This window comes from Streptomyces sp. NPDC056503, assembly GCF_042794995.1.
GTDB lineage: Bacteria > Actinomycetota > Actinomycetes > Streptomycetales > Streptomycetaceae > Streptomyces.
Window position 1 is genome coordinate 1 of the sequence record NZ_JBHTST010000159.1, and the last position, 18,622, is coordinate 18,622.

18 protein-coding genes are annotated in these 18,622 nt (G+C 73.1%); 6 read left to right on the plus strand and 12 right to left on the minus strand.

Going from position 1 to position 18,622, the window contains the following annotated elements:
* Positions 1-40: 40 nt before the first annotated feature.
* Together ACFQ8C_RS32320 and ACFQ8C_RS32325 are read right to left on the minus strand one after the other, a co-directional pair.
* Positions 41-2,116, minus strand: coding sequence for a discoidin domain-containing protein (locus ACFQ8C_RS32320; RefSeq protein WP_383464598.1), 2,076 nt, complete (start codon positions 2,114-2,116; stop codon positions 41-43).
* Between the two features lie 154 nt (positions 2,117-2,270).
* Positions 2,271-2,864 (minus strand): TetR/AcrR family transcriptional regulator, encoded by a 594-nt coding sequence (locus tag ACFQ8C_RS32325; RefSeq protein ID WP_383464601.1) that lies wholly within the window; start codon positions 2,862-2,864, stop codon positions 2,271-2,273.
* A 163-nt stretch (positions 2,865-3,027) separates the two neighbouring features.
* Here ACFQ8C_RS32325 and ACFQ8C_RS32330 point away from each other — a divergent pair, with 163 nt between their 5' ends.
* From ACFQ8C_RS32330 to ACFQ8C_RS32340, 3 genes are read left to right on the plus strand one after another with little or no spacing between them, the layout of a single operon-like run.
* Positions 3,028-4,278 carry an ABC transporter substrate-binding protein gene (locus ACFQ8C_RS32330; protein WP_383464604.1) on the plus strand — a complete coding sequence of 417 codons (1,251 nt, stop codon included), beginning with the start codon at positions 3,028-3,030 and terminating at the stop codon, positions 4,276-4,278.
* A 13-nt stretch (positions 4,279-4,291) separates the two neighbouring features.
* On the plus strand, positions 4,292-7,057 hold the full coding sequence (locus ACFQ8C_RS32335; protein WP_383464607.1) for an ATP-binding cassette domain-containing protein: 2,766 nt from the start codon (positions 4,292-4,294) through the stop codon (positions 7,055-7,057).
* Complete coding sequence (locus tag ACFQ8C_RS32340; protein WP_383464610.1) at positions 7,054-7,809, plus strand: ABC transporter ATP-binding protein; 756 nt, start codon at positions 7,054-7,056, stop codon at positions 7,807-7,809. Before ACFQ8C_RS32335 ends, ACFQ8C_RS32340 begins: the two co-directional genes overlap by 4 nt.
* A 29-nt stretch (positions 7,810-7,838) precedes the next feature.
* Here ACFQ8C_RS32340 and ACFQ8C_RS32345 read toward each other — a convergent pair whose 3' ends face one another.
* Together ACFQ8C_RS32345 and ACFQ8C_RS32350 are read right to left on the minus strand one after the other, a co-directional pair.
* Positions 7,839-8,024, minus strand: a complete 186-nt coding sequence (locus ACFQ8C_RS32345; protein WP_383464613.1) for a DUF397 domain-containing protein — start codon at positions 8,022-8,024, stop codon at positions 7,839-7,841.
* Entirely contained in the window at positions 8,021-8,887 is an 867-nt protein-coding gene (locus ACFQ8C_RS32350) for a helix-turn-helix domain-containing protein (RefSeq protein ID WP_383464615.1), read from the minus strand. Before ACFQ8C_RS32350 ends, ACFQ8C_RS32345 begins: the two co-directional genes overlap by 4 nt.
* Before the next feature lie 160 nt (positions 8,888-9,047).
* On the opposite strand from ACFQ8C_RS32350, the gene ACFQ8C_RS32355 reads away from it, so the two are divergent.
* Positions 9,048-9,578: an ATP-binding protein gene (locus tag ACFQ8C_RS32355; protein WP_383464617.1), complete on the plus strand. Its 531-nt coding sequence runs from the start codon at positions 9,048-9,050 to the stop codon at positions 9,576-9,578.
* 298 nt (positions 9,579-9,876) lie between these two features.
* On the opposite strand, the gene ACFQ8C_RS32360 is transcribed toward ACFQ8C_RS32355, so the two are convergent.
* The 5 genes from ACFQ8C_RS32360 to ACFQ8C_RS32380 all read right to left on the minus strand — a co-directional run bounded on the left by ACFQ8C_RS32360 (position 9,877) and on the right by ACFQ8C_RS32380 (position 13,219).
* On the minus strand, positions 9,877-10,371 hold the full coding sequence (locus tag ACFQ8C_RS32360; RefSeq protein WP_383464620.1) for a hypothetical protein: 495 nt from the start codon (positions 10,369-10,371) through the stop codon (positions 9,877-9,879).
* Between the two features lie 27 nt (positions 10,372-10,398).
* The gene (locus ACFQ8C_RS32365; protein ID WP_383464623.1) at positions 10,399-10,980 is read right to left on the minus strand and encodes an exonuclease domain-containing protein; all 582 of its coding nucleotides are present in this window, start codon (positions 10,978-10,980) and stop codon (positions 10,399-10,401) included.
* Complete coding sequence (locus ACFQ8C_RS32370) at positions 10,959-11,180, minus strand: hypothetical protein (protein ID WP_383464626.1); 222 nt, start codon at positions 11,178-11,180, stop codon at positions 10,959-10,961. The genes ACFQ8C_RS32365 and ACFQ8C_RS32370 overlap by 22 nt, the downstream gene beginning before the upstream one ends.
* Positions 11,181-11,244: 64 nt before the next feature.
* Entirely contained in the window at positions 11,245-11,916 is a 672-nt protein-coding gene (locus ACFQ8C_RS32375; RefSeq protein ID WP_383464628.1) for a GntR family transcriptional regulator, read from the minus strand.
* Between the two features lie 76 nt (positions 11,917-11,992).
* Positions 11,993-13,219 (minus strand): CaiB/BaiF CoA transferase family protein, encoded by a 1,227-nt coding sequence (locus ACFQ8C_RS32380; protein ID WP_383464631.1) that lies wholly within the window; start codon positions 13,217-13,219, stop codon positions 11,993-11,995.
* Positions 13,220-13,475: 256 nt separating this feature from the next.
* Between ACFQ8C_RS32380 and ACFQ8C_RS32385 the strand changes: the two genes are divergently transcribed.
* On the plus strand, positions 13,476-14,660 hold the full coding sequence (locus tag ACFQ8C_RS32385; protein ID WP_383464633.1) for an acyl-CoA dehydrogenase family protein: 1,185 nt from the start codon (positions 13,476-13,478) through the stop codon (positions 14,658-14,660).
* A gap of 51 nt (positions 14,661-14,711) precedes the next feature.
* On the opposite strand, the gene ACFQ8C_RS32390 is transcribed toward ACFQ8C_RS32385, so the two are convergent.
* Together ACFQ8C_RS32390 and ACFQ8C_RS32395 are read right to left on the minus strand one after the other, a co-directional pair.
* Entirely contained in the window at positions 14,712-15,215 is a 504-nt protein-coding gene (locus ACFQ8C_RS32390) for an FBP domain-containing protein (protein WP_383464636.1), read from the minus strand.
* A gap of 141 nt (positions 15,216-15,356) precedes the next feature.
* Positions 15,357-16,826 carry a PLP-dependent aminotransferase family protein gene (locus ACFQ8C_RS32395; RefSeq protein WP_383464638.1) on the minus strand — a complete coding sequence of 490 codons (1,470 nt, stop codon included), beginning with the start codon at positions 16,824-16,826 and terminating at the stop codon, positions 15,357-15,359.
* A 109-nt stretch (positions 16,827-16,935) separates the two neighbouring features.
* Between ACFQ8C_RS32395 and ACFQ8C_RS32400 the strand changes: the two genes are divergently transcribed.
* Positions 16,936-17,121 carry a hypothetical protein gene (locus ACFQ8C_RS32400; RefSeq protein ID WP_383464641.1) on the plus strand — a complete coding sequence of 62 codons (186 nt, stop codon included), beginning with the start codon at positions 16,936-16,938 and terminating at the stop codon, positions 17,119-17,121.
* Here the strand turns inward: ACFQ8C_RS32400 and ACFQ8C_RS32405 are convergent.
* On the minus strand, positions 17,106-18,596 hold the full coding sequence (locus ACFQ8C_RS32405) for a DUF6777 domain-containing protein (RefSeq protein WP_383464643.1): 1,491 nt from the start codon (positions 18,594-18,596) through the stop codon (positions 17,106-17,108). The genes ACFQ8C_RS32400 and ACFQ8C_RS32405 overlap by 16 nt on opposite strands.
* Positions 18,597-18,622 lie beyond the last annotated feature (26 nt).

An 18,622-nucleotide genomic window follows, 5' to 3' on the forward strand; every position in this document is an offset into this window, starting at 1 on the left:
TCGTCGATCCGGCCGGCCCCTCCTCGTCGGCCGGGCCCGCTCAGGAGCGGGTGACCGTCACCTCGTAGAGCGAGTAGCCCCACTGCGTGGCCCGCCGCTCCCCGTGCACCCGTACGTACCGGGCCGGCGTGGAGGCGAACTCGGCCGTGTCGAAACCGCCGTCCCCGGCCTGCGTCGACCAGACCGTCCGCCACGCCGAGCCGTCCTCGGAGACCTCGATCCGGTACTGGCGGGCGTAGGCCCGCTCCCAGTCGAGGGTCACCCTGCCCACCCGCCGGACCTCGCCCAGGTCCACCTGGAGCCACTGGTCGTCCGACCAGTCGCTGGCCCAGCGGGTGCCGGTGTCGCCGTCGAAGGCACGCCCGGAGGCGTAGCTGGTGAAGGGGTTCCACTCGGTGGTGCTCGCCGAGGTGGGCACGCCCGCCGCGAGGTTCACGCCCGGCTCGTGCCGCTCGGTCGCCCGCCAGGTCCGCAGGTAGGACTCGGCGCCCAGTGCCAGGTCGCCGATGACGTCCGGGCCGCCCGGGGTGAGCCGGATCTGCTCGATCCAGTCCGGCACGAGACCGGCGTGCGCGGCGCCGTCCGTGTTGAGGTCCCAGGTCCGCTCGCCGGTCACCTGCCGGTCGAGGACGGTGCCGCCGTCGAAGCTGCGGTACGGGTACTTCACCGCGTTCGGCGCGTCCGCGCCGACCGGACCGGGCCAGCCGCCGACGCCGTTCATGTCGGTGCCGTAGCCGAGGCCGACGCCGTACTTGTCGCGCAGCGCGGCCTTGCCGTTCGCCTCGCCGATGAAGCCGCCGGCGTTGTGCATGTACGGGGCCGTGAACCCGCCCAGCTTGTAGAGCCGCTCGGTCCAGTCGAGGTCCATCCAGCTGTGGGTGGACAGCACGCCCGGGTACTCCTCGGCCTCCAGCATGTCCAGTGCCCTGCCGGCCGCCTTGACGCTCATGTGGTCGAGTTCCAGCATCATGCCCCGGTCGATCATGCCCCGGAGAGCGTGCTCGCCGAGCCGGGTCAGCCCGCGGGTGTTGCAGCGGGCGTCGGAGGCGTAACTGGGCACGCTCACCCCGGCCGGCAGCTTCTCCGCCATGGCGGCGGGCGCGACGAGCCCGATCGGGTTGTCCTTCTGCGGGCCCGCGCACTGCTCGGTCGACCAGAAGGTGCCGGTGGAGAGGAACTGGCCGATGTTGACCGCCACACCCGTCGTCCCGCTGTCGAAGCGGACGCCGCACAGCGCGTTGTCGAACTTGTGGCAGAGGAACATGCTGCGCACGCCGATCTGGTACAGCTCGTCCAGGCCGCGGTCGATGTCCGCCTTGTCGCACTGGGCGACGTCGAGGATCTGCTTGCAGCCGAACGGCTCCGAGGTCTCCACGCCGAGGACGACGGCGAGCTTGCCCTCCTGGACCACCGAGCGGGCCTGGTCGGCGCTGGTGACGATGCGGAACCAGCCCTTGCCCGGGCCGCCGAACATCGAGTCGACGTAGTCCTGCATCTCGTAGGTCTTGCGGGCCTCCAGGCGGATGGCCTCCATCTCGTCGCACCCGCGGTCCCGGGGCATGATCGAGCACAGCAGCCCGTTGGAGACCAGGTCGTTGACGAGGACCCGCTGCCCGCCGCGCCAGGCACGCTCCAGCCAGGCGTAGTAGTTCTGCTGGTGCGTCAGCGAGTTGTGGGCCGGCCAGTCGGCGAAGGTCGGCCACCCGTCCGGGTCGTGCTTGCCGTTCGCCCCGCCCGTCAGGTTCTCGAAGAGGGCGCCCGAACCGTCCGGGTAGTGCTCGGGACAGTCCTTCAGGGCGTCGGCCGCCCCGGCGGTGGAGAAGGGCTTGCCGCAGATCAGCCGGCCGCCGAAGCCCTCGTTGGACATCACGTGGTTGTGCGCGTCGACGAAGCCGCGCACCCGCCCCTGGGCGTCGGTGCCGGTGAACGGCGCGCCCGTGGCGTTGACCTGCGAGTCGGTCGCCGGCCGCGAGGCCGGCTCCCACCACGAGGGGCCGGCGGCGGGGACCGGCGCGGCGCCGAACAGCACGGCCGCGAGCGCGAGGAGGAGGGACACGAGGCCGAGGCGGCGTGTCCCGTGGAAGGGGGAAGTGCTTCGGGTGGTGCGTGGGGGCATGGTCGCGAAGCCTCCGGTCGATGAGGGTGTACCGGGCGCCCCGAGGATCGCGGTCGAGAAGGACTGAGTCAAGAGTCCGGGTCAAATGACCTACTGGTGAGTTGGATATCGCCCGCCGACGAGTCGCGGATCGCCCGCCGGCGAGTCGGGAACGTCAGCCTCCGATCAGCCGAACCAGCTGATCAGTCGTCAACTCCAGTTGCTCCGCGGCGGCTTCCTCGTCACGGAGTACCAGGTACTGGAGCGTCATCCCGTCCACGGCCGCCGCCAGATGGCGGGCCAGCGTCGGCACCGGGACCTTCGGCTCCGCCCCGCGTACGGCCCCCACCTGCTCCACCAGGGCCGTCGCCGACCGCACGTACTGCTCGTACTGGGCCCGCGCCAGGTGCTCGAACCCCGGCTCGCGCAGCGCGTACTGGGTGAGGTCGTACGTCAGCATGTGGTGTTCCGGATGGGCGGTCACGTCCTCCCAGTACGTCCCCAGCGCCGCCCGTACCGTCTCGCGCAGCGTCGCCCGGGGTTCGACCGCCTTCATCACCCGCGCCACGTAGTCGCCGATGATCGTCTCGATGGCCGCCTCCAGCAGCGCCTGCTTGGAGTCGAAGCAGTAGTGGAAGACGCTCAGCGAGACCCCGGCCTCGGCGGAGATGGACCGCGTGGTGGTCCTGGCCACCCCGTCCCTGCTCATCGCCCTGATCGCCGCCTCGACCAGCTGCCGGCGTCGTTCCGCCGACGGCATCCGCCCCATGCTTCCTCCTCGGGTCCGGGCGTCAGGGTAACCGCCCCCTCCGTGCCCCGCCCGCCGGCCGGTCCGGTCCTGACCTCGCCCTTCGTGAAATGACGAGACGTCAGTTATTGACGGTTCGTCAGATCGAACCCAGAATGCGGGTCACCCGACGGAGGGATCGCCCGTGTTTCGACCGTTGCGCGTCGTCGTCGCCGCCGCGTCGGCCCTGCTCCTCGCCACCGCCTGCAACTCCGCCTCCAGCGGCGGAAGCACCCCCTCCTCCGTACGCGGAGTGACCGCCGACACGATCAGGGTCGGCGGCATCGTCTCCATGACGACCGCCAGCGGCTACTCGAAGAAGGACACCGACCTCGGCGCCCGCGCCCGCTACGACCGCGCCAACGCCGAAGGCGGCGTCAACGGCCGGAAGATCGAGTACCTCGGAGCGGAGGACGACGGCCAGGACCCCGCCAGGAACCTGGCCGCGGCCCGGAAACTCGTCCAGCGGGACAAGGTCTTCGCCGTCTCCCCCATGAGCTCCGTCACCTTCGCCGGCGCCGACTTCCTCGACGCCCAGAAGGTCCCGACGGTGGGCTGGGGCACCCTCCCCTCCTTCTGCGGCCCCGCGCACATCTACGGCTTCAACGGCTGCCTCGTCCCGACACCCGGCGGCACGCTCAACCAGACCTGGCCCGAGAGCCTCGCGGCCGTCCTCGGCGGCGCCCGCGGCAGGTCGGTCGCGCTCATCGCGGGCGACAACGACGCCGGCAAGTTCGGCATCCGCACCTTCACCCAGGGCTTCAAGGCGGCGGGCTTCCAGGTCCCGTACGCCAAGGCCGTGGTACCGGCCACCTCCATGCCCAGCGACTGGTCGGCGTACACCAAGGAGATCCTCCGCTCGGGCCCCGGCGGCGGCGCGCCCGACGCCGTGATCTCCGTGATGCAGACGCCGTACAACATCGGCCTCTTCACCGCGCTCAAGCGGTCCGGCTACAAGGGGATCCTCTCCGACCCGACCGACTACGACCCCGGACTGCTCGCCAAGGACGCGACGAAGCAGGCCCTCGACGGGGTCCACGTCCTCCTCCAGTTCCAGCCCTTCGAGTCGGACAGCCCCGCGATGCGGCAGTTCAAGGACGACATCAGGAAGGCCTCCGGAGGCAAGGAGGTTCCGCTGAACATGCACATGATGACCGGGTACATGAGCGCCGACCTCTTCCTCGCCGTCGCCGCCAAGGCAGGCAAGGACCTCACCGTCGACTCCTTCCAGAAGGCCGCCGACGGCTTCTCCGACACCGGCACCCTCGTCGGGGACCGCGCCGAACCCAAGGGCAAGAAGGAGAGCTTCGGCTGCGGGGCCCTCGTCCGGCTGAAGGACGGACGGTACGAGGTCGCGGTCCCCTTCAAGTGCTACCCGCCCATCCCCTTCGGCTGAGGGGGACCGGCACGTGGGTGACCTGCTGGGCTTCGTCCTGAGCGGACTCGTCTCGGGCGCGCTCTACGCGCTCCTCGCGACCGGTCTCGTCCTCTCCTCCTCCGCCTCCGGGCTCTTCAACTTCGCACACGGCGCCACCGCCTACCTCTCCGCCCTCGCCTTCTACGAGCTCCACTCCGGCTTCGGCTGGCCGGCCGTCCCCACCGCGCTCCTCCTCGTGTTCGTGGTGGCGCCCGGCCTCGGCCGGGCCCTCGACCGGCTGATGTTCCGCAAGCTCGCCAAGGTCGGCGAGACGGCGCAGATCGTCGCCACGATCGGCCTGCTGGTCGCGCTGCCCGCCGCCGGACGGTGGGCGGTCGAACTCCTGGAGCGGGCGGGCGCCCCCGTCCTCCCCGCCGAGAACCAGTTCGGGCTGCCGGGAGTCGGGCCGAGCCCCGCCGTGTCCTGGCAACCGCTCGACGGCGTGGGCATCGACTCCGACCAGCTGATCACCTGGCTCGCCACGGCCCTCGCGGCCGTCGCCCTGTGGACCCTGATGCGGCACACCCGGCTCGGCCTGCGGCTGCGCGCGGCCGTCGACGACCGCACGCTGACCGAACTCCGGGGCATCGACGCCGACCGGCTCTCCTCGATCGCGTGGATGCTGTCGTCCGCCCTCGCGGGCCTCGCCGGAGTCCTCGCCACCCCCCTCCTCGGCCTCTCCGCGCACGACTACACCCTGTTCCTCTTCGTCTCCGCCACCGCCGCCGTCCTCGGCCGCTTCGTCTCCGTCCCCCTCGCCTTCGCGGGCGGCCTCGGCCTCGGCGTACTCCAGAACCTCGTCGCCGGATACGCCTCCTTCACCGACGACATCACCGGCTTCCGCACCGCCGTGCCCTTCCTCATCCTCTTCGCCGGCCTCGTCGTCCTGACCAGGCGGCGGCGCGCGGCGGGCACGGCCGCCGCGGACCCGCCCCCCGTCGACTACCTCGCGGGAAAGGGCCGGGGCCGCCGCTGGGGCGCCTGGCTGACGGCCGGCGCCCTGCTCGGCGCGGCCTTCTACACCGTCACCACCCCCTTCTGGAGCGGCATCCTCGCCCAAGGGCTCGCCATCGGCCTCGTGTTCATGTCGTTCACCGTGGTCACCGGCCTCGGCGCGATGGTGTCCCTGGCCCAGGCCACCTTCGTGACCGGCGCGGCCCTGGTCGCGGGACTCCTGATGAGCCACGGCTGGCCCTTCGCCGCCGCCGCGGCCGTCGGCACGGCGGCCGCGGCCCTCCTCGGCGCGGTCGTCGCCCTCCCCGCCCTCCGCCTCGGCGGCCGAGCCCTCGCCCTGGCCACCCTCGCCCTCGCCTTCCTCGCCGACCAGGTGCTCTTCCAGCTCGGCTGGCTGCGCAACGGCGACACCGGCTGGGAGATACCCCGCCCGGTCGTCGGCCCCGTCGACCTGGGCGACGACCGCGCACTGGGCCTCGCGCTGGTCCTGCTCAGCGCCGTCGCCGTCGCGGCGCTGACCTGGCTGCGCGGCTCCCGCTGGGGCCGGGCCATGCTCGCCGTCCGCTCGGCCCCCGAGGCCGCCGCGGCCTCGGGAGTCTCGGTCGTCCGCACGAAACTCCTGCTCTTCACCGTGTCGGCGGGCCTCGCCGGCTTCGGAGGCGTGCTCTACGCCTCGTACAACACCCGCATCACGGCCACGGACTTCACGGCGATGACGGGCCTGGTCTGGCTCGCCGTCGTGGTCGCGGCGGGAGTGCGCCGACCGCAGTTCGCGGTGGTCGCCGGGCTCGTCTTCGCCGTCGTCCCGCACCTGATGACCGAGTACGTCACGGAGTCCGCCCACCTCCCGGTGATCCTCTTCGGCCTGGCGGGCCTGGCACTGGCCAACGACCCCGACGGCTACTGCGCCGCCCTGCCGTCCAGGCGAGCGGCCCGACGAGCGGCGTCACGGCCGGACCCGGGGGAGCCGGGGGAGCTGAGGGGGCCGGGGAAGCCAGGGGAGCCAGTGCCGGGGGCGGTGCCGGAGGCCGTACCTCCACCCCGCCATCCGGCCCCGTCGCTCCCGACGGCCCCGGGGGAGGACCACGCCCCGGACGGCGGCGGCCCGGCCGCGCTCGAACTCACCGGCGTACGCGCCGGATACGGCGGCGCACCCGTCCTCCACGGCGTGGACCTCGTCGTCCGGGGCGGCGAGACGGTCGTCCTGCTCGGACCCAACGGAGCCGGCAAGTCCACCCTCTGCCGGGTCGCGGCGGGACTGCTTCGCCCGGCCGACGGACTCGTACGGGTACGGGGCGAGGGCGCCACCCGCGACACACCGGTCACCCGGGCGCGCCGAGGGGTGCGACTGGCCCCCGAAGGACGCGGGATCTTCGCGGGCCTCTCGATCGAGGAGAACCTGGCCCTGCACCTGACGGAAGCCGAGGACCGCGACGCCGTGTACGCCCGCTTTCCCGCGCTCGCCGCCCGCCGCACCGTCCTCGCCGGCTCCCTCTCGGGCGGCGAGCAACAGCTCCTCGCCCTCGCCCCGCTCCTCCAGCGCCCGCCGGCCGTCCTCGTCGCCGACGAACCGTCCCTCGGCCTGGCCCCCCGGGTCGTGGACGAGGTCTTCGGTCTCCTGACCGAACTCCGGGACCACGGCACGGCCCTGCTCCTCGTCGAGGAGAAGGCCGCCGAGGCGCTCGGCATCGCCGACACCGTCGCGTACCTCGCCCAGGGCGAGATCGCCTGGAAGGGACCGAGGTCCGAGGTGGACCGGGACCGGCTGGCCGAGGCCTACCTGGGGACGGGAGCCCGCCGATGAACCACCCTCCGGCCCACCCTCTGCTCCACGCGGACGGCGTCGGCGTCCGCTTCGGCGGCGTCCACGCCCTGCGCGACGTCACCGTCTCCGTGCGCCCCGGCGAGATCTGCGGCCTCATCGGACCGAACGGCGCGGGCAAGACGACGCTCTTCGACGTGCTCTCGGGCATGCGGCGACCGGACGCGGGAACGGTCGCGTACGACGGCACGGACATCACCCGCCGCTCCCCGGTCTGGCGCGCCCGGCACGGCATCCGCCGCACCTTCCAGCGCCAGCAGCTCTTCGGCCAGCTGACCGTCGCGGACAACCTCGTCGTCGCGCGGGACTGGCGGGGCGGAGTACGCCCCACCGCACGCCACCGGGCACGGGCCGCCGCCGTCCTCCACGACTGCGGACTCGACGGGCTCGCCGACTCGTACGCCGGCGGCCTCCCGGTCGGGCAGGCCCGCATGGTCGAACTGGCCCGCGCGCTGGCCGACCCTCCCCGCGTCCTGCTCCTGGACGAGCCCGCCTCCGGGACCACCGCCGAGGAACGCCACCGGCTCGCCGACGTCATCCGCCACGCGGCCGAGGAGGAGAACTGCGCGGTGCTGCTCGTCGAGCACAACGTGGCCTTCGTGATGGAGCTGTGCTCACGCGTCGTCGTGCTCGACCTGGGCCGGGTCCTCGCCGAGGGCACGCCGGACGAGGTCCACGCGGACCCGGCGGTACGGGAGGCGTACCTCGGCACCGGTTCCGAGGGGACGGAGTAGCACCCCGACCCCTCGGACGGCCCTCGCTCCTACTCCGAGGCGAAGGACACGAACAGTCCCCAGCCCTCGCGGCCGACGGCGAGGGCGGGGCGGCTCGGATCCTTCGAGTCCCGGACGTGGACGGCCTGTCCGTCCGTGGCGACCTCTACGCAGCTGTCGCCCTGGCTGCCGCTGTAGCTGGACTTGAACCAGGCGAGTTCCTTCGTGGCGGTCATAGCTCTCCTCGCAGTCGCTCCAGCAGGCCCCGAGATTCCTTGGGGTTGAGGGCCTGCGAGCGCAGTGTGTCATAGCGCTGGTGGAGGAGTCTCACCTCTTTGGGGTCGTTGATCAGCCGTCCGTTCTGCTGCCCTTCCGAGTAGCCGAGTCGCCGTCCGTCCGGGGTTTCGAGGAGCTGCACCGCCCCGTCCAGGCAAGCGTGCAACCCCGCCTCCAGTGGTACGACTTGCAGGGTTACGTTGCGGGGGGCACTGGCCTCCAGGACGTGGTCGAGGAGCTCCCGCATCTCCTCCGCGCTGCCGAACCGCCGCCGGAAGACGTGCTCCTCCACGATGAAGCCGAACGGGACCGTCGGACGCTCCGTCAGCATCTTCTGGCGCTTCTGCCGGGCCATGAGCTGGGTCTCCAGCTTCCGGTCGGTCAGCAGCGGGATCGTGCCCTCGAACACGGCTCTCGCGTACGCCTCCGACTGCAACAACCCCGGAACCAGCCGGCACTCGTACGTGCACAGATTGACGGCGACCTTCTCCAGGCGGGCCCACCGCCGGAACCACACCGCCAGGCCCGCCTCGGCCCGGGACAGGAAGGGGGCGGACCTCCGCAGCGCCCCCGTGTTCCCGAGGGCCGAGTCGCCCCGGTCGACGAACGCCTCGTCAGGCATCCGACGCCCCAACTCCACCGACTCCACGGTGTGTTTGGAGTACTGGACCAGCTGCGCGAACTCGGCCCGGCTGAGCCCGGCGTGTTCGCGCAGGGCCTGGACGACGGCGCCGAACGTCCGCAGACTGTCCGACGGGTCGGGCTCCCGCTCCCCGTCGTCGTTCCGCTCGGGGTCGTCGCCCTCGACCTCGACGATGCTCATACGCCGCCACCTCCACGTACACCCGCGGCAGCTCCCGCGGTCGGCCTACTCAGCGTGACGGCGCCGGGCTCGTACTGTCCACCCTGGGTGCCCGTACGCTGACGACGCGTACGGGGCGCGGCTCTCGCGGTGCGCGCCGCGCGACCGCCACTGTGGCCCCATGGATCAGACGACACCTCAACTGCTGCCTTCCGTACGTGTGTTCAGCCAACTGATCTCGTCGACCCGGCGCGGCGCCCGCCTGGCCCGGCTGCTCACGCTGACGGAACTGCACTTCTGGGGAGCCCCGCCGGGAATCACGGAGCGTGCCGAACAGGTCGTGGCCGAACTCGCCGCGAACGCGGTGCTCCACGGAGGCGTCCCGGGCCGCGACTTCCGGCTCGGGCTGGAGCTCGACGCGGCGGCCGGCACCCTCCGCGTCGAGGTCACCGACGCGCGTGGCGACCGTCTGCCCGCCGTGGCGCGGACGGCCGAGGCCGACGGGGGCAGGGGCTTGCCCCTGGTCGCCGCGCTCACCGACCGCTGGGGGGTGGTTCCGTACCCGCCCGGCGGCAAGACGGTCTGGGCGGTCCTCGGCCCGGCGACCCGAAAGAGTGACGTCGTTTCGGCCGATCCGGCGGTCACCGCGTGTCGGACGGGACGTGCGAAGGGCCACCCGTGCGCGAACACCGGTGCCCTCGCCCGGTCATGAGAAGACCCCCGCGACGCGCGAACGTCCGGGGCGCGGTCGCGAAGGCCGTCGCGGAGCTGCGCGCGCTCGGCTACTGAGTGGCCCGGACCGTCCGTGACGAGGGACCCGGCAGATCGTCTCCGCCGTGGACGTGTGGGGAGGGGAGGGCGAAGACGAGAACGGCGGGCCCGTCCCACCCGCCCTCACTCCCACGCCCAGCCGCCCTCCCCCACCTTCGAGGCCACCAGCCGCATCCTGCGGCGGCCGGAGGCGTTCGACGCCCGCCTCCGCCTCGCGTGAGGGTTCCCCTCGACGAGCATCAGCCGTCGGAGGCCGGCGCCGGCGGGACGACGTCCCGCCGGAGGATCGGCCAGGAGATCTCCTGGAGGACGTCCTCGGGAGTCGGCGTCCAGTCGGGGAAGAGCCGGCGCATCTCCCGGAGGAGCGAGGCGTCCGCGGTGCAGAGGTCCCAACTCGTACTGTCGAACTCCCGCAGCACCACCTTCAGCTCGTCGCCCGCGTACCCCGCGAAGTCCGCGTCGACGAACTGGAAGCCCGGCGCGACCATGGCCAGGAGCTCCAGGGTGCCGATCCCGGCACCGGAGGCGGCGTTCTCGATCTCGGCGAAGCGGGTGACCTGTCGAGCGTCGTCGATCCACACCTTCCACCTGAGATCGAGCCCGAAGCTCCCGAGGCGCACGAGGAGTTCCGCCAGGGTGACGTAGTACCGCCCGGAGTGGCCCTCCTGCCCGGGAAGGCGGTCACGCCAGGCCGGGAACGTGATCGACTGAAACGCGTCCGAGGGTTCTGCCATCGATGCGGCTCCGTTCTCCGGCGAGGGTCAGGGGCTTTCCGGGCCGTCGGCGACGGGCGGCCAGGCGTCCCGGCCCGCGAGGTCCAGGACCAGGGCGGCGATGTTCCAGGCGTCGTCCTCGCCGCGGTGGTGGCGGCCCTCCAGGGGAAGGCCCGCGTGGGCGAGGGCCTGGGCCATGCCGGGACGGCGGCGCAGCGCGTGGGCCTCGGTGAAGACGGCCTTCGCGTTCGTGTGGTGGCGGCCGAAGGGGTAGGGGGTCCGCGTCGTCTCGCACTGGCGGACGAACTGCTTGCGGTCGTAGTCGCCCCAGCTCGCCCACGGGCGCGTACCGGCGGCGTGGTCCCTGCCGAGGAGGCGGCAGGCGGTCGCGAAGTCGACGCCGCTGTCCACCTCCGCCTGGGTGAGGCCGGTCAGCTCGGTGCAGAAGGCGCTCACGCGGGAGCGGGCCGGGCGGACCAGGATCCGGTGGCGGCCGACCCGCTCGCCGGCGGCCAGGTCCACCACGGTCAGCCCGATCTCGATGATCTCGCTCACCGCGCCGACCGGCACCGCTCCCTCCCAGCACGTCGCCTCGACGTCGACGACGTTCACCAGCCGATGAGATCCCATCCCCGTCCCCTCACTCGATGCGCCGGCCCGACGCCGCCGCCTGCCTCCAGGGCCTGCGGCAGGAGGCCGTTCCGCTCGTCCTCCAGGTCGACGGAGAGCTTCCCGTCCGTCCAGGACCCCTCTTCGCCGGGCACCGGCCCGTCGAGTCGTGCGGTGACCGCGGCCGACTCGGCGACGGGAGAGGCGAAGACGGAGCGCATGCCCCGACAGTAGGGGGCGGTACGGGCCGCGGCACGGGATTTTCGGCCCCGCCGCGGACGGTCCTCAGTCCTCTTCCGGGGCCAGCACCGTGCGGAGGGCCGCCACCGCGTGGGCGCGGTGGTCGTCGAGCCAGTCGACGACGTGCTGCCCGTCGTGCTCGCGGAGGCAGGTGAGGACGCCGCGGTGTTCCCGGACGGCCGTGACGCGGTGCTCGGGGTCGGTGTAGTAGAGGGAACGGTAGGCGTCCGTGGAGTCCCAGAGAGTGGTGATCATGCGGACCAGGCGCGGCATGCCGCAGGCGTCGATGAGGGTGAAGTGGAAGCGGCGGTTGGCCTCGGCCATGGCCGTCACGTCCCCGGCCCCCGCGGCGCGCTCGACCTCGCACTGGACGGCTTCGAGGGACTCGACGAGTCCGTCCGGACGGAGGGCCACCGTCCGGCTCACCGCCTCCGTCTCCAGGAGGGCGCGGATCCGGTAGATCTCCTCCAGGTCGCCGAGGGACAGCTCGGCGACGAAGTAGCCGCGGTGGACGTGGTGGACGACCAGCCCCTCGGCCTCCAGCGTCTTGAGCGCCTCCCGGAGCGGGACGCGGCTGACCTCCAGGCGGGCGGCCAGGGCGTCCTGCCGTATGGGCGCGCCCGGGCGGAGCTCACCGCTGGTGATGGCGCTCCGCAGCTCCTCCAGGACGAACTGCTGCGCCGTCCGGGGCCGTCGCCTCTCCACCGCTCCGCTCATCGGTCCGACCTTCCGCTGCCGTTGCTCGTGCGCCGGCGGCTCTCCTCGCCGCCGGTGACCGTCATCTTCCTACGGATCACAGACCCGCGTTCGAGTTGTCCACAGGCCTGATTCCGGCCAGGATCTCGTCGGTGTGTTCGCCGAGCCGCGGGGGAGCGGAGCGGTACGAGGGCGGGGTGGCGCCGAACCGGACCGGGTGCGCGACCTGCCCGGGACCCGCGGCGTCGCCGGGGACGCGGGAGCCGAGCCCCAGCCGGTCCGCGAGGGCGAAGGCACCGGCGAGGTCGTTGATCGGGCCGCACGGCACGCCGGCGGCGGTCAGCTCCTCGAACCAGGCGTCGGCCGTGCGCGCGGCGAGGGCGCCTTCGAGCTGCGCCGTCAGCTCCTCGCGGTGCGCGACGCGGGCGGTGTTGGTGGCGAACCGTCCGTCCGCGGCCAGTTCCGGCCGGCCGATCCGCTCGCACAGGGCCCGGAACTGCCGGTCGTTGCCGACCGCCAGGACCAGCGGCCGGTCCCGCGCCTCGAACACCTCGTACGGGGTGATGCTCGGGTGCCGGTTGCCCATCGCGCGCGGCACGACACCGGCGCCGAGGTGCGCGGCGGCCTGGTTGGTGAGGGCGGAGAGCAGCGAACCGAGCAGCGACACCTCCACGCGCTGCCCCTCGCCGGTCCGCTCCCGGTGCCGCAGCGCCGCCAGGATCCCGAAGCCGGCGTGCAGTCCGGTGATGACGTCGACGAGCGCGACCCCCGCCTTGGTCCCCTGCCCGCCCGGCTCGCCGGTGACGCTCATCAGCCCGCCCATGGCCTGCACCAGCAGGTCGTAACCGGGAAGCGCGGCGCCCCCGTCGGTCCCGAAGCCGGTCACCGAGCAGTACATGAGACCCGGGTTGGTCCGGCGCACCTCGTCGAAGCCGAGCCCCAGCTTCTCCATCGTCCCCGGCCGGAAGTTCTCCACCAGCACGTCCGCCCGGTCGACGATCGCCCGCGCCGCCGCCCGGTCCTCCGGGTCGGCGAGGTCGAGGGCGACGGACCGCTTGTTCCGGTTGACCCCCAGGAAGTAGGTGGCCTGACCGTCCGCGAACGGCGGCCCCCAGGCGCGGGTGTCGTCCCCGCTCCCCGGCCGCTCGATCTTGATCACGTCGGCGCCGAGGTCGGCCAGGAGCATCGTCATGTACGGCCCCGCGAGCACCCGCCCGAAGTCGGCGACGACGATGCCGGAGAGGGCGCCGGGGGAGAACCCGGGCTCGGGACCGGGACCGGGTTCGCGTGCGGGCTCGGTTCCGGCGGGACGGTCCGTGTGCATTCCGCGCTCCCTCGAAGGCGACAGGGGATCCCGTACATGGGATCCCGTACATCGGATCCCCTGCGTCGGATCCCGTACATCGGATCCCCTGTGCTGGATCCAACTGTCGGATTCAGCGCATTGGAGATTGGATCCAATCTGGACCGTAGGGGTGGGAGATCGGATTTTCAATACTGGATCCAAAATCCAATCTGCCGCTACGCTTCGGCACGCCACGCCGAGCACGACCCTCGTCACAGCCGCCAGGAGGCCGCCAGTGAAGTCCTCGCCGTCCACCGCCACCCACCCCCTCGCCCTCCTCGCCGTCGACGGCCTGCTCAGCGACGAGGAGCGCGAGATCCGCGCCACCGTCCGCGCCGCCGCCGACCGCGAACTGCGCCCGCACATCGCCGGCTGGTTCGAGAAGGGCGAGATCCCGGCGCGTGAACTGGCCCGCACCCTCGGCGGGTTGGGCGTGCTGGGCATGCACCTGGACGGTTACGGCTGCGCCGGGACCAACTCCGTCGCGTACGGCCTGGCCTGTATGGAGCTGGAGGCGGTCGACTCCGGGCTGCGCTCGCTCGTCTCCGTACAGGGCTCGCTCGCGATGTACGCGATCTGGAAGTTCGGCTCCGAGGAGCAGAAGCAGCGGTGGCTGCCGAAGATGGCGGCGGGCGAGTACATCGGCTGCTTCGGTCTGACCGAGCCCGACGCCGGTTCCGACCCGGGGGCCATGCGGACCAACGCCAAGCGGGACGGTTCCGACTGGATCCTCAACGGCACCAAGATGTGGATCACCAACGGCTCCGTCGCGGACGTCGCCGTGGTCTGGGCCCGCACCGAGGAAGGCGTCCGGGGCTTCCTCGTCCCGGCCGGCACTCCCGGCTTCAGCGCCCCCGAGATCAAGATGAAGCTCTCCCTGCGGGCCAGCGTCACCGCCGAACTCGTCCTGGAGGACGTCCGGCTCCCCGCCGACGCGATGCTCCCCGAGGCCCGCGGCCTCTCCGGCCCGCTCGGCTGTCTCAACGAGGCCCGCTTCGGCATCGTCTTCGGTGCCCTCGGCGCCGCCCGCGACTGCCTGGAGACCGCGATCTCCTACGCGAAGGACCGGACCGTCTTCGCCCGCCCCCTCGCCTCCTACCAGCTCACCCAGCAGAAGCTCGCGGACATGTCCGTCGAGCTCGGCAAGGGCATGCTGCTCGCGCTCCACCTCGGCCGCCTCAAGGACGCCGGAGAGCTGACCCCCGAGCAGATCAGCGTGGGTAAGCTCAACAACGTGCGCGAGGCCATCGCCATCGCCCGCGAGTGCCGGACCATCCTCGGCGCCAACGGCATCACCCTCGAATACCCGGTGCTGCGCCACGCCAACAACCTGGAGTCCGTCCTCACCTACGAGGGCACCAGCGAGGTCCACTCCCTCGTCATCGGCAAGGCGCTCACCGGCGAGCAGGCCTTCCGCTGAACCGTGTGAGCGTCCGGCAGGGGCGGCCCGAAGGGGCCGCCCCCCCCGCGCCTAACCGGCCGTCACGCGCGCGAGGAACGCGTCCAGGTTCGCCATGGCGCGCGCCACCCGCTCCTCCACGGAGAGGGTCTCGTCCTGCCGCAGTCCCCGCAGCTTCGGCACGCGCCTGCCGCGCACGTAGAGGGAGCAGGCCAGGTCGGCGCAGACGTAGATGCCGACCGTGTTCCCCTCCCGGCCCCGGGTCCCCGCCAGCGGGGCGGCCAGCAGCGTCACACCCGACGAGGCGTGCCCGGTCATGCAGATCTGGCACATGCTCGTCTTCACCGCGCTCGTCCGGCCCGTCGCCGGCACCCGCAGGGACACCCCGAGCGGCCCGTCCTCACGGCGTACCACCAGGTGCGCCCGGAGCGGCGCCCCCGGGTCCACCCAGCCCAGGAAGTCCAGGTCGTCCCAGGGCGTCTCGGCGAAGTCCAGCGGCAGCTTCAGCCGCGTGGCGTCGCCCTTCGTCGCGTTCACGAACGACGAACGGATCTCTTTCTCAGTCAACGGTTCCACTCGTTGGACCGTACAGGCATGTCCGTCGGCCCGGCATCCGGATATCGGGTCCGAGACCTTGGATCCGAGACCTTGGATCCGAGACCTTGGATCCGAAGCCTTGGATCCGAGACGTTGGATCCAAGACCTTGGATCCGCCGCTCAGGCCACCCACTCCGGCAGTGCCGGATCCACGAACCGCCCCGGCGCCCCCTCCAGGGCCGCCGCCAGCCGCTCCGCCGCCGTCTCGTACACGTCCTCCGGCAGCGTGTAGGGGATCCGCAGCCGGTGCTCGTGCGTCCCGGGATCCACCCCGAACCGGGCCCCGCCCTCGACCCGCACCCCGTGCCGCAGCGCCCGCGCCGCCAGCTGGGTCGCCACCGGCCGGCCCAGGTCGATCCAGAGGCACATCCCGCCCGGCGGCACCGTCCACCGCCACTCCGGCAGATGCCGCGCCAGCGCCGCGCCGAGCGCCTCCCGTCGCGCCCGCAGCTCCTCCACCCGCGCGTGCACGATCGGATCCAGTCTCCGCATCAGCGCCACCGCCACCAGCTGGTCGAGCACCGAACCCGACAGGTCGGCCGTCACCCGCGTCCGCGTCAGCTCCGTCACCACCCGCGCCGACGCCCGCACCCAGCCCACCCGCATCCCGCCCCAGCAGCTCTTGCTCAGCGAGCCCACCGACACGATCTGCTCCCCGCCGCCGGCCCCGGCCGCCGCCGCGAACGGCGCCGGTGCCGGCACGTCCAGCGCCATGTCCGTCAGCGTCTCGTCCACCACCAGCCACGTCCCCGTGGCCCGCGCCGCCCGCGCCAGCTCCCGGCCCTGCTCGCGCGGCATCAGCCGCCCCGTCGGGTTGTGGAAGTCCGGGATCAGATACGCCAGCCGCGGCGCCGTCTGCCGCAGCGCCGCGTCCACGAGCCCGGTGTCCCAGCCGTTGTCCGTCACCGGCACCGGCGTCACCCGCATCCCCCGGCCCCGCATCGCGTCGAGGGCGTTGGTGTACGAGGGGTTCTCCGCGAGGACCCGGTCGCCCGGCCGCCCGAACTGCGCGAGCACCAGCGACAGCGCCTGCTGCGCCCCCGTCGTCACCAGGATCTGCTCGGGCCGCGTCGGCAGCCCCCGCGCGGTGTACCGCTCCGCCACCGCCGCCCGCAGCTCCGGCAGGCCGTACGGGTGATAGCCGGGCGCGGCGGCGTACCGCGGCAGCTCCGCGGCGGCCTCCGCCAGCGCCTCCGCGAGCTCGGCCCGCGGCCCGTGCGGCGACGCCAGCGCCAGGTCGATCACCTCGCCGGCCCCGTCGGGGAAGGAACCCAGCGAGGTCGGCGTCTGCCCGTCCGGCAGCGCCGTCCACGTCCCCGAGCCCCGCCGGCTGTGCGCGTACCCGCTCTCCCGCAGCAGGTCGTACGCCCCCGTCACCGTCGTCCTGCTCACCTCCAGGACCTGCGCCAGCTCCCGCTCGGCGGGCAGCCGCAGCCGCAGCGCCACCCGCCCGTCGAGGAGCGCCTCCCGCACCGCCCGCGCCAGCTCGCGGTAGCCGAACCGGCCCTCCGGCGGCGGGGTGAGCAGGGAGGCCAGCTGGCGGCCCGACAAGGTCCGGTCCGCGGTGTGGACCACACGGCCCTCTGCCATGCCAATCACTCCTCATTGGCTCTGCTGTCCAGGCCAATAAGGCTACAGACTCCCGTCAGTGGCTTGGAAGGCCCTGGGCCCCGTACCCCGCACCGAGAGGAAACCGGCGATGACCACGCACTTCACCGACCGCGACGAGCGACAGTGGCAGCGGCGGGCCGAGGAGAGCCCCGCGCGCCCGCTGCCCGTGGGCGCCTGGCTGCGCACCGTGCGCGCCAGGCTGCGGGCCGCGCCGCGCGCCACACCGCGCTCCCCACGGCCCGCCGCCCCACCCAGGCCTCAGAGCACCGCCTGAGGGCCGGGGCCGGGAGCCGGCGGGGAGGAGGTGCCGGAGCCGGACGGGCTCAGCGGCGACCGGCCGGAAGAGGAACCGGCCGAGACCGAACGCCCGTCGGCCCCGTCCGCGTTCGCGCCGGTGGTCGTGTCCGTGCCCGTGTCCGTCGTGCCGCCCGTCGTGCCGTCCGTCGTGGTGTCGCCGGTCGTGGTGGCCGTGTCGTCCGTCGGGCCACCGTCGGTCGTCGTGTCGGGACTGTCCGGCGGCGAGTCCGAGGGGGAGTCCGACGGCGTCTCGGACGACGGCGTCGTGGTGTCCGTCGACGGGGACGGCGTGGGGGTCGTCTGCGTCGGCGAGAGCGTCGACGGGCACGGCGACGGCGTCACGCCGTCCTGCGGCGTCGGCGTCTCGTCACCGGTCACCGTCACGCACGGCGTCGTGGGCGACGTCGACGGAGACGGGGAGGTGGTCGTCGGCGTCGGCCTGGGCGGCGGCGGGGTCGGCTTGTCGTTCCGCCCGGTGTCGCCGTGCTTCCGCGCGAACCAGGAGTCCTGCTCGGGGTCGTACACGACGAACACGTTCACCACCGTCACCGACGGCGCCACGACCACGACCTGGGACGCGCTGTAGCCCTGCCACGGGGTGCCCGTCGTCCGCGGCTGCTGCTGGGCCACCGGCTCGGTCAGCGGATTGCCGCAGGCGCAGCGCACCCGGGGCACGCCCCGCCCGTCGACGAGGACCGCGGTCCCCGACTGGAGGACCGCCTGGTACGTGGTGGCGGCGCCGTCCTTGTACCCGTGGTTGGTCACCCGGGTGTCCACCCGGAGCTGGAGCGGTGTCAGGGAGCGCAGGTACCCCGGGACCTGGTTCGGTTCGAGGCCGAGGACCGAGGCGAACGCGGCGTTCTTGTCGGGCTCGGCGGTCAGGTAGCGCACCTGCTGCTCCACGTTGCAGCTCGCCACCTCCTGCGTACCGCCGTACAGGCCGGGCGTGGAGCCCGAGACCCGCGGGGTGGCGCTCTCCGCCGTCCCGGTACGCGGGGCCAGCGAGGCCGCCCCGGAGGAGCTGTCCGTACGGGCGGTGGAGGCGGTGAAGGGGTCGGGGCCGGTGGCGGAGGTGTTCTGGAGGAAGACCTCCCCGCTGCCGCCGGAGCCGGCGGTGTCGCCCTTGTCGTCCGACCGGCCGACGAGCAGCACGGTGAGCGCGGCGGCGGCGACGACGAGCGCGGTGAGCGAGGCGACCTTGGGAACGGACCGCCACCACGGCGTCTCGCCCCCGCCCTTCCCGCCACCGGCACCCCCACCGGCACCCCCACCGGCGTCCCCGCCACCTCCGCCACCTCCGCCGGACCCGTCGTCCGGCGGCGCGGGCGGGGTGGGGGGACCGGCGACGCCGGGACGGGTGGCCGCGCCGGAGAGCGGCCCCGAGGGCGGCCCCGTGGGCGGGCCGGAAGGCGGGACCGACGGAGGGCCGGACGGCGGCGGGTGGGAAGTCACTTTTTTCCCTTTCTTCCGGTCGGCGC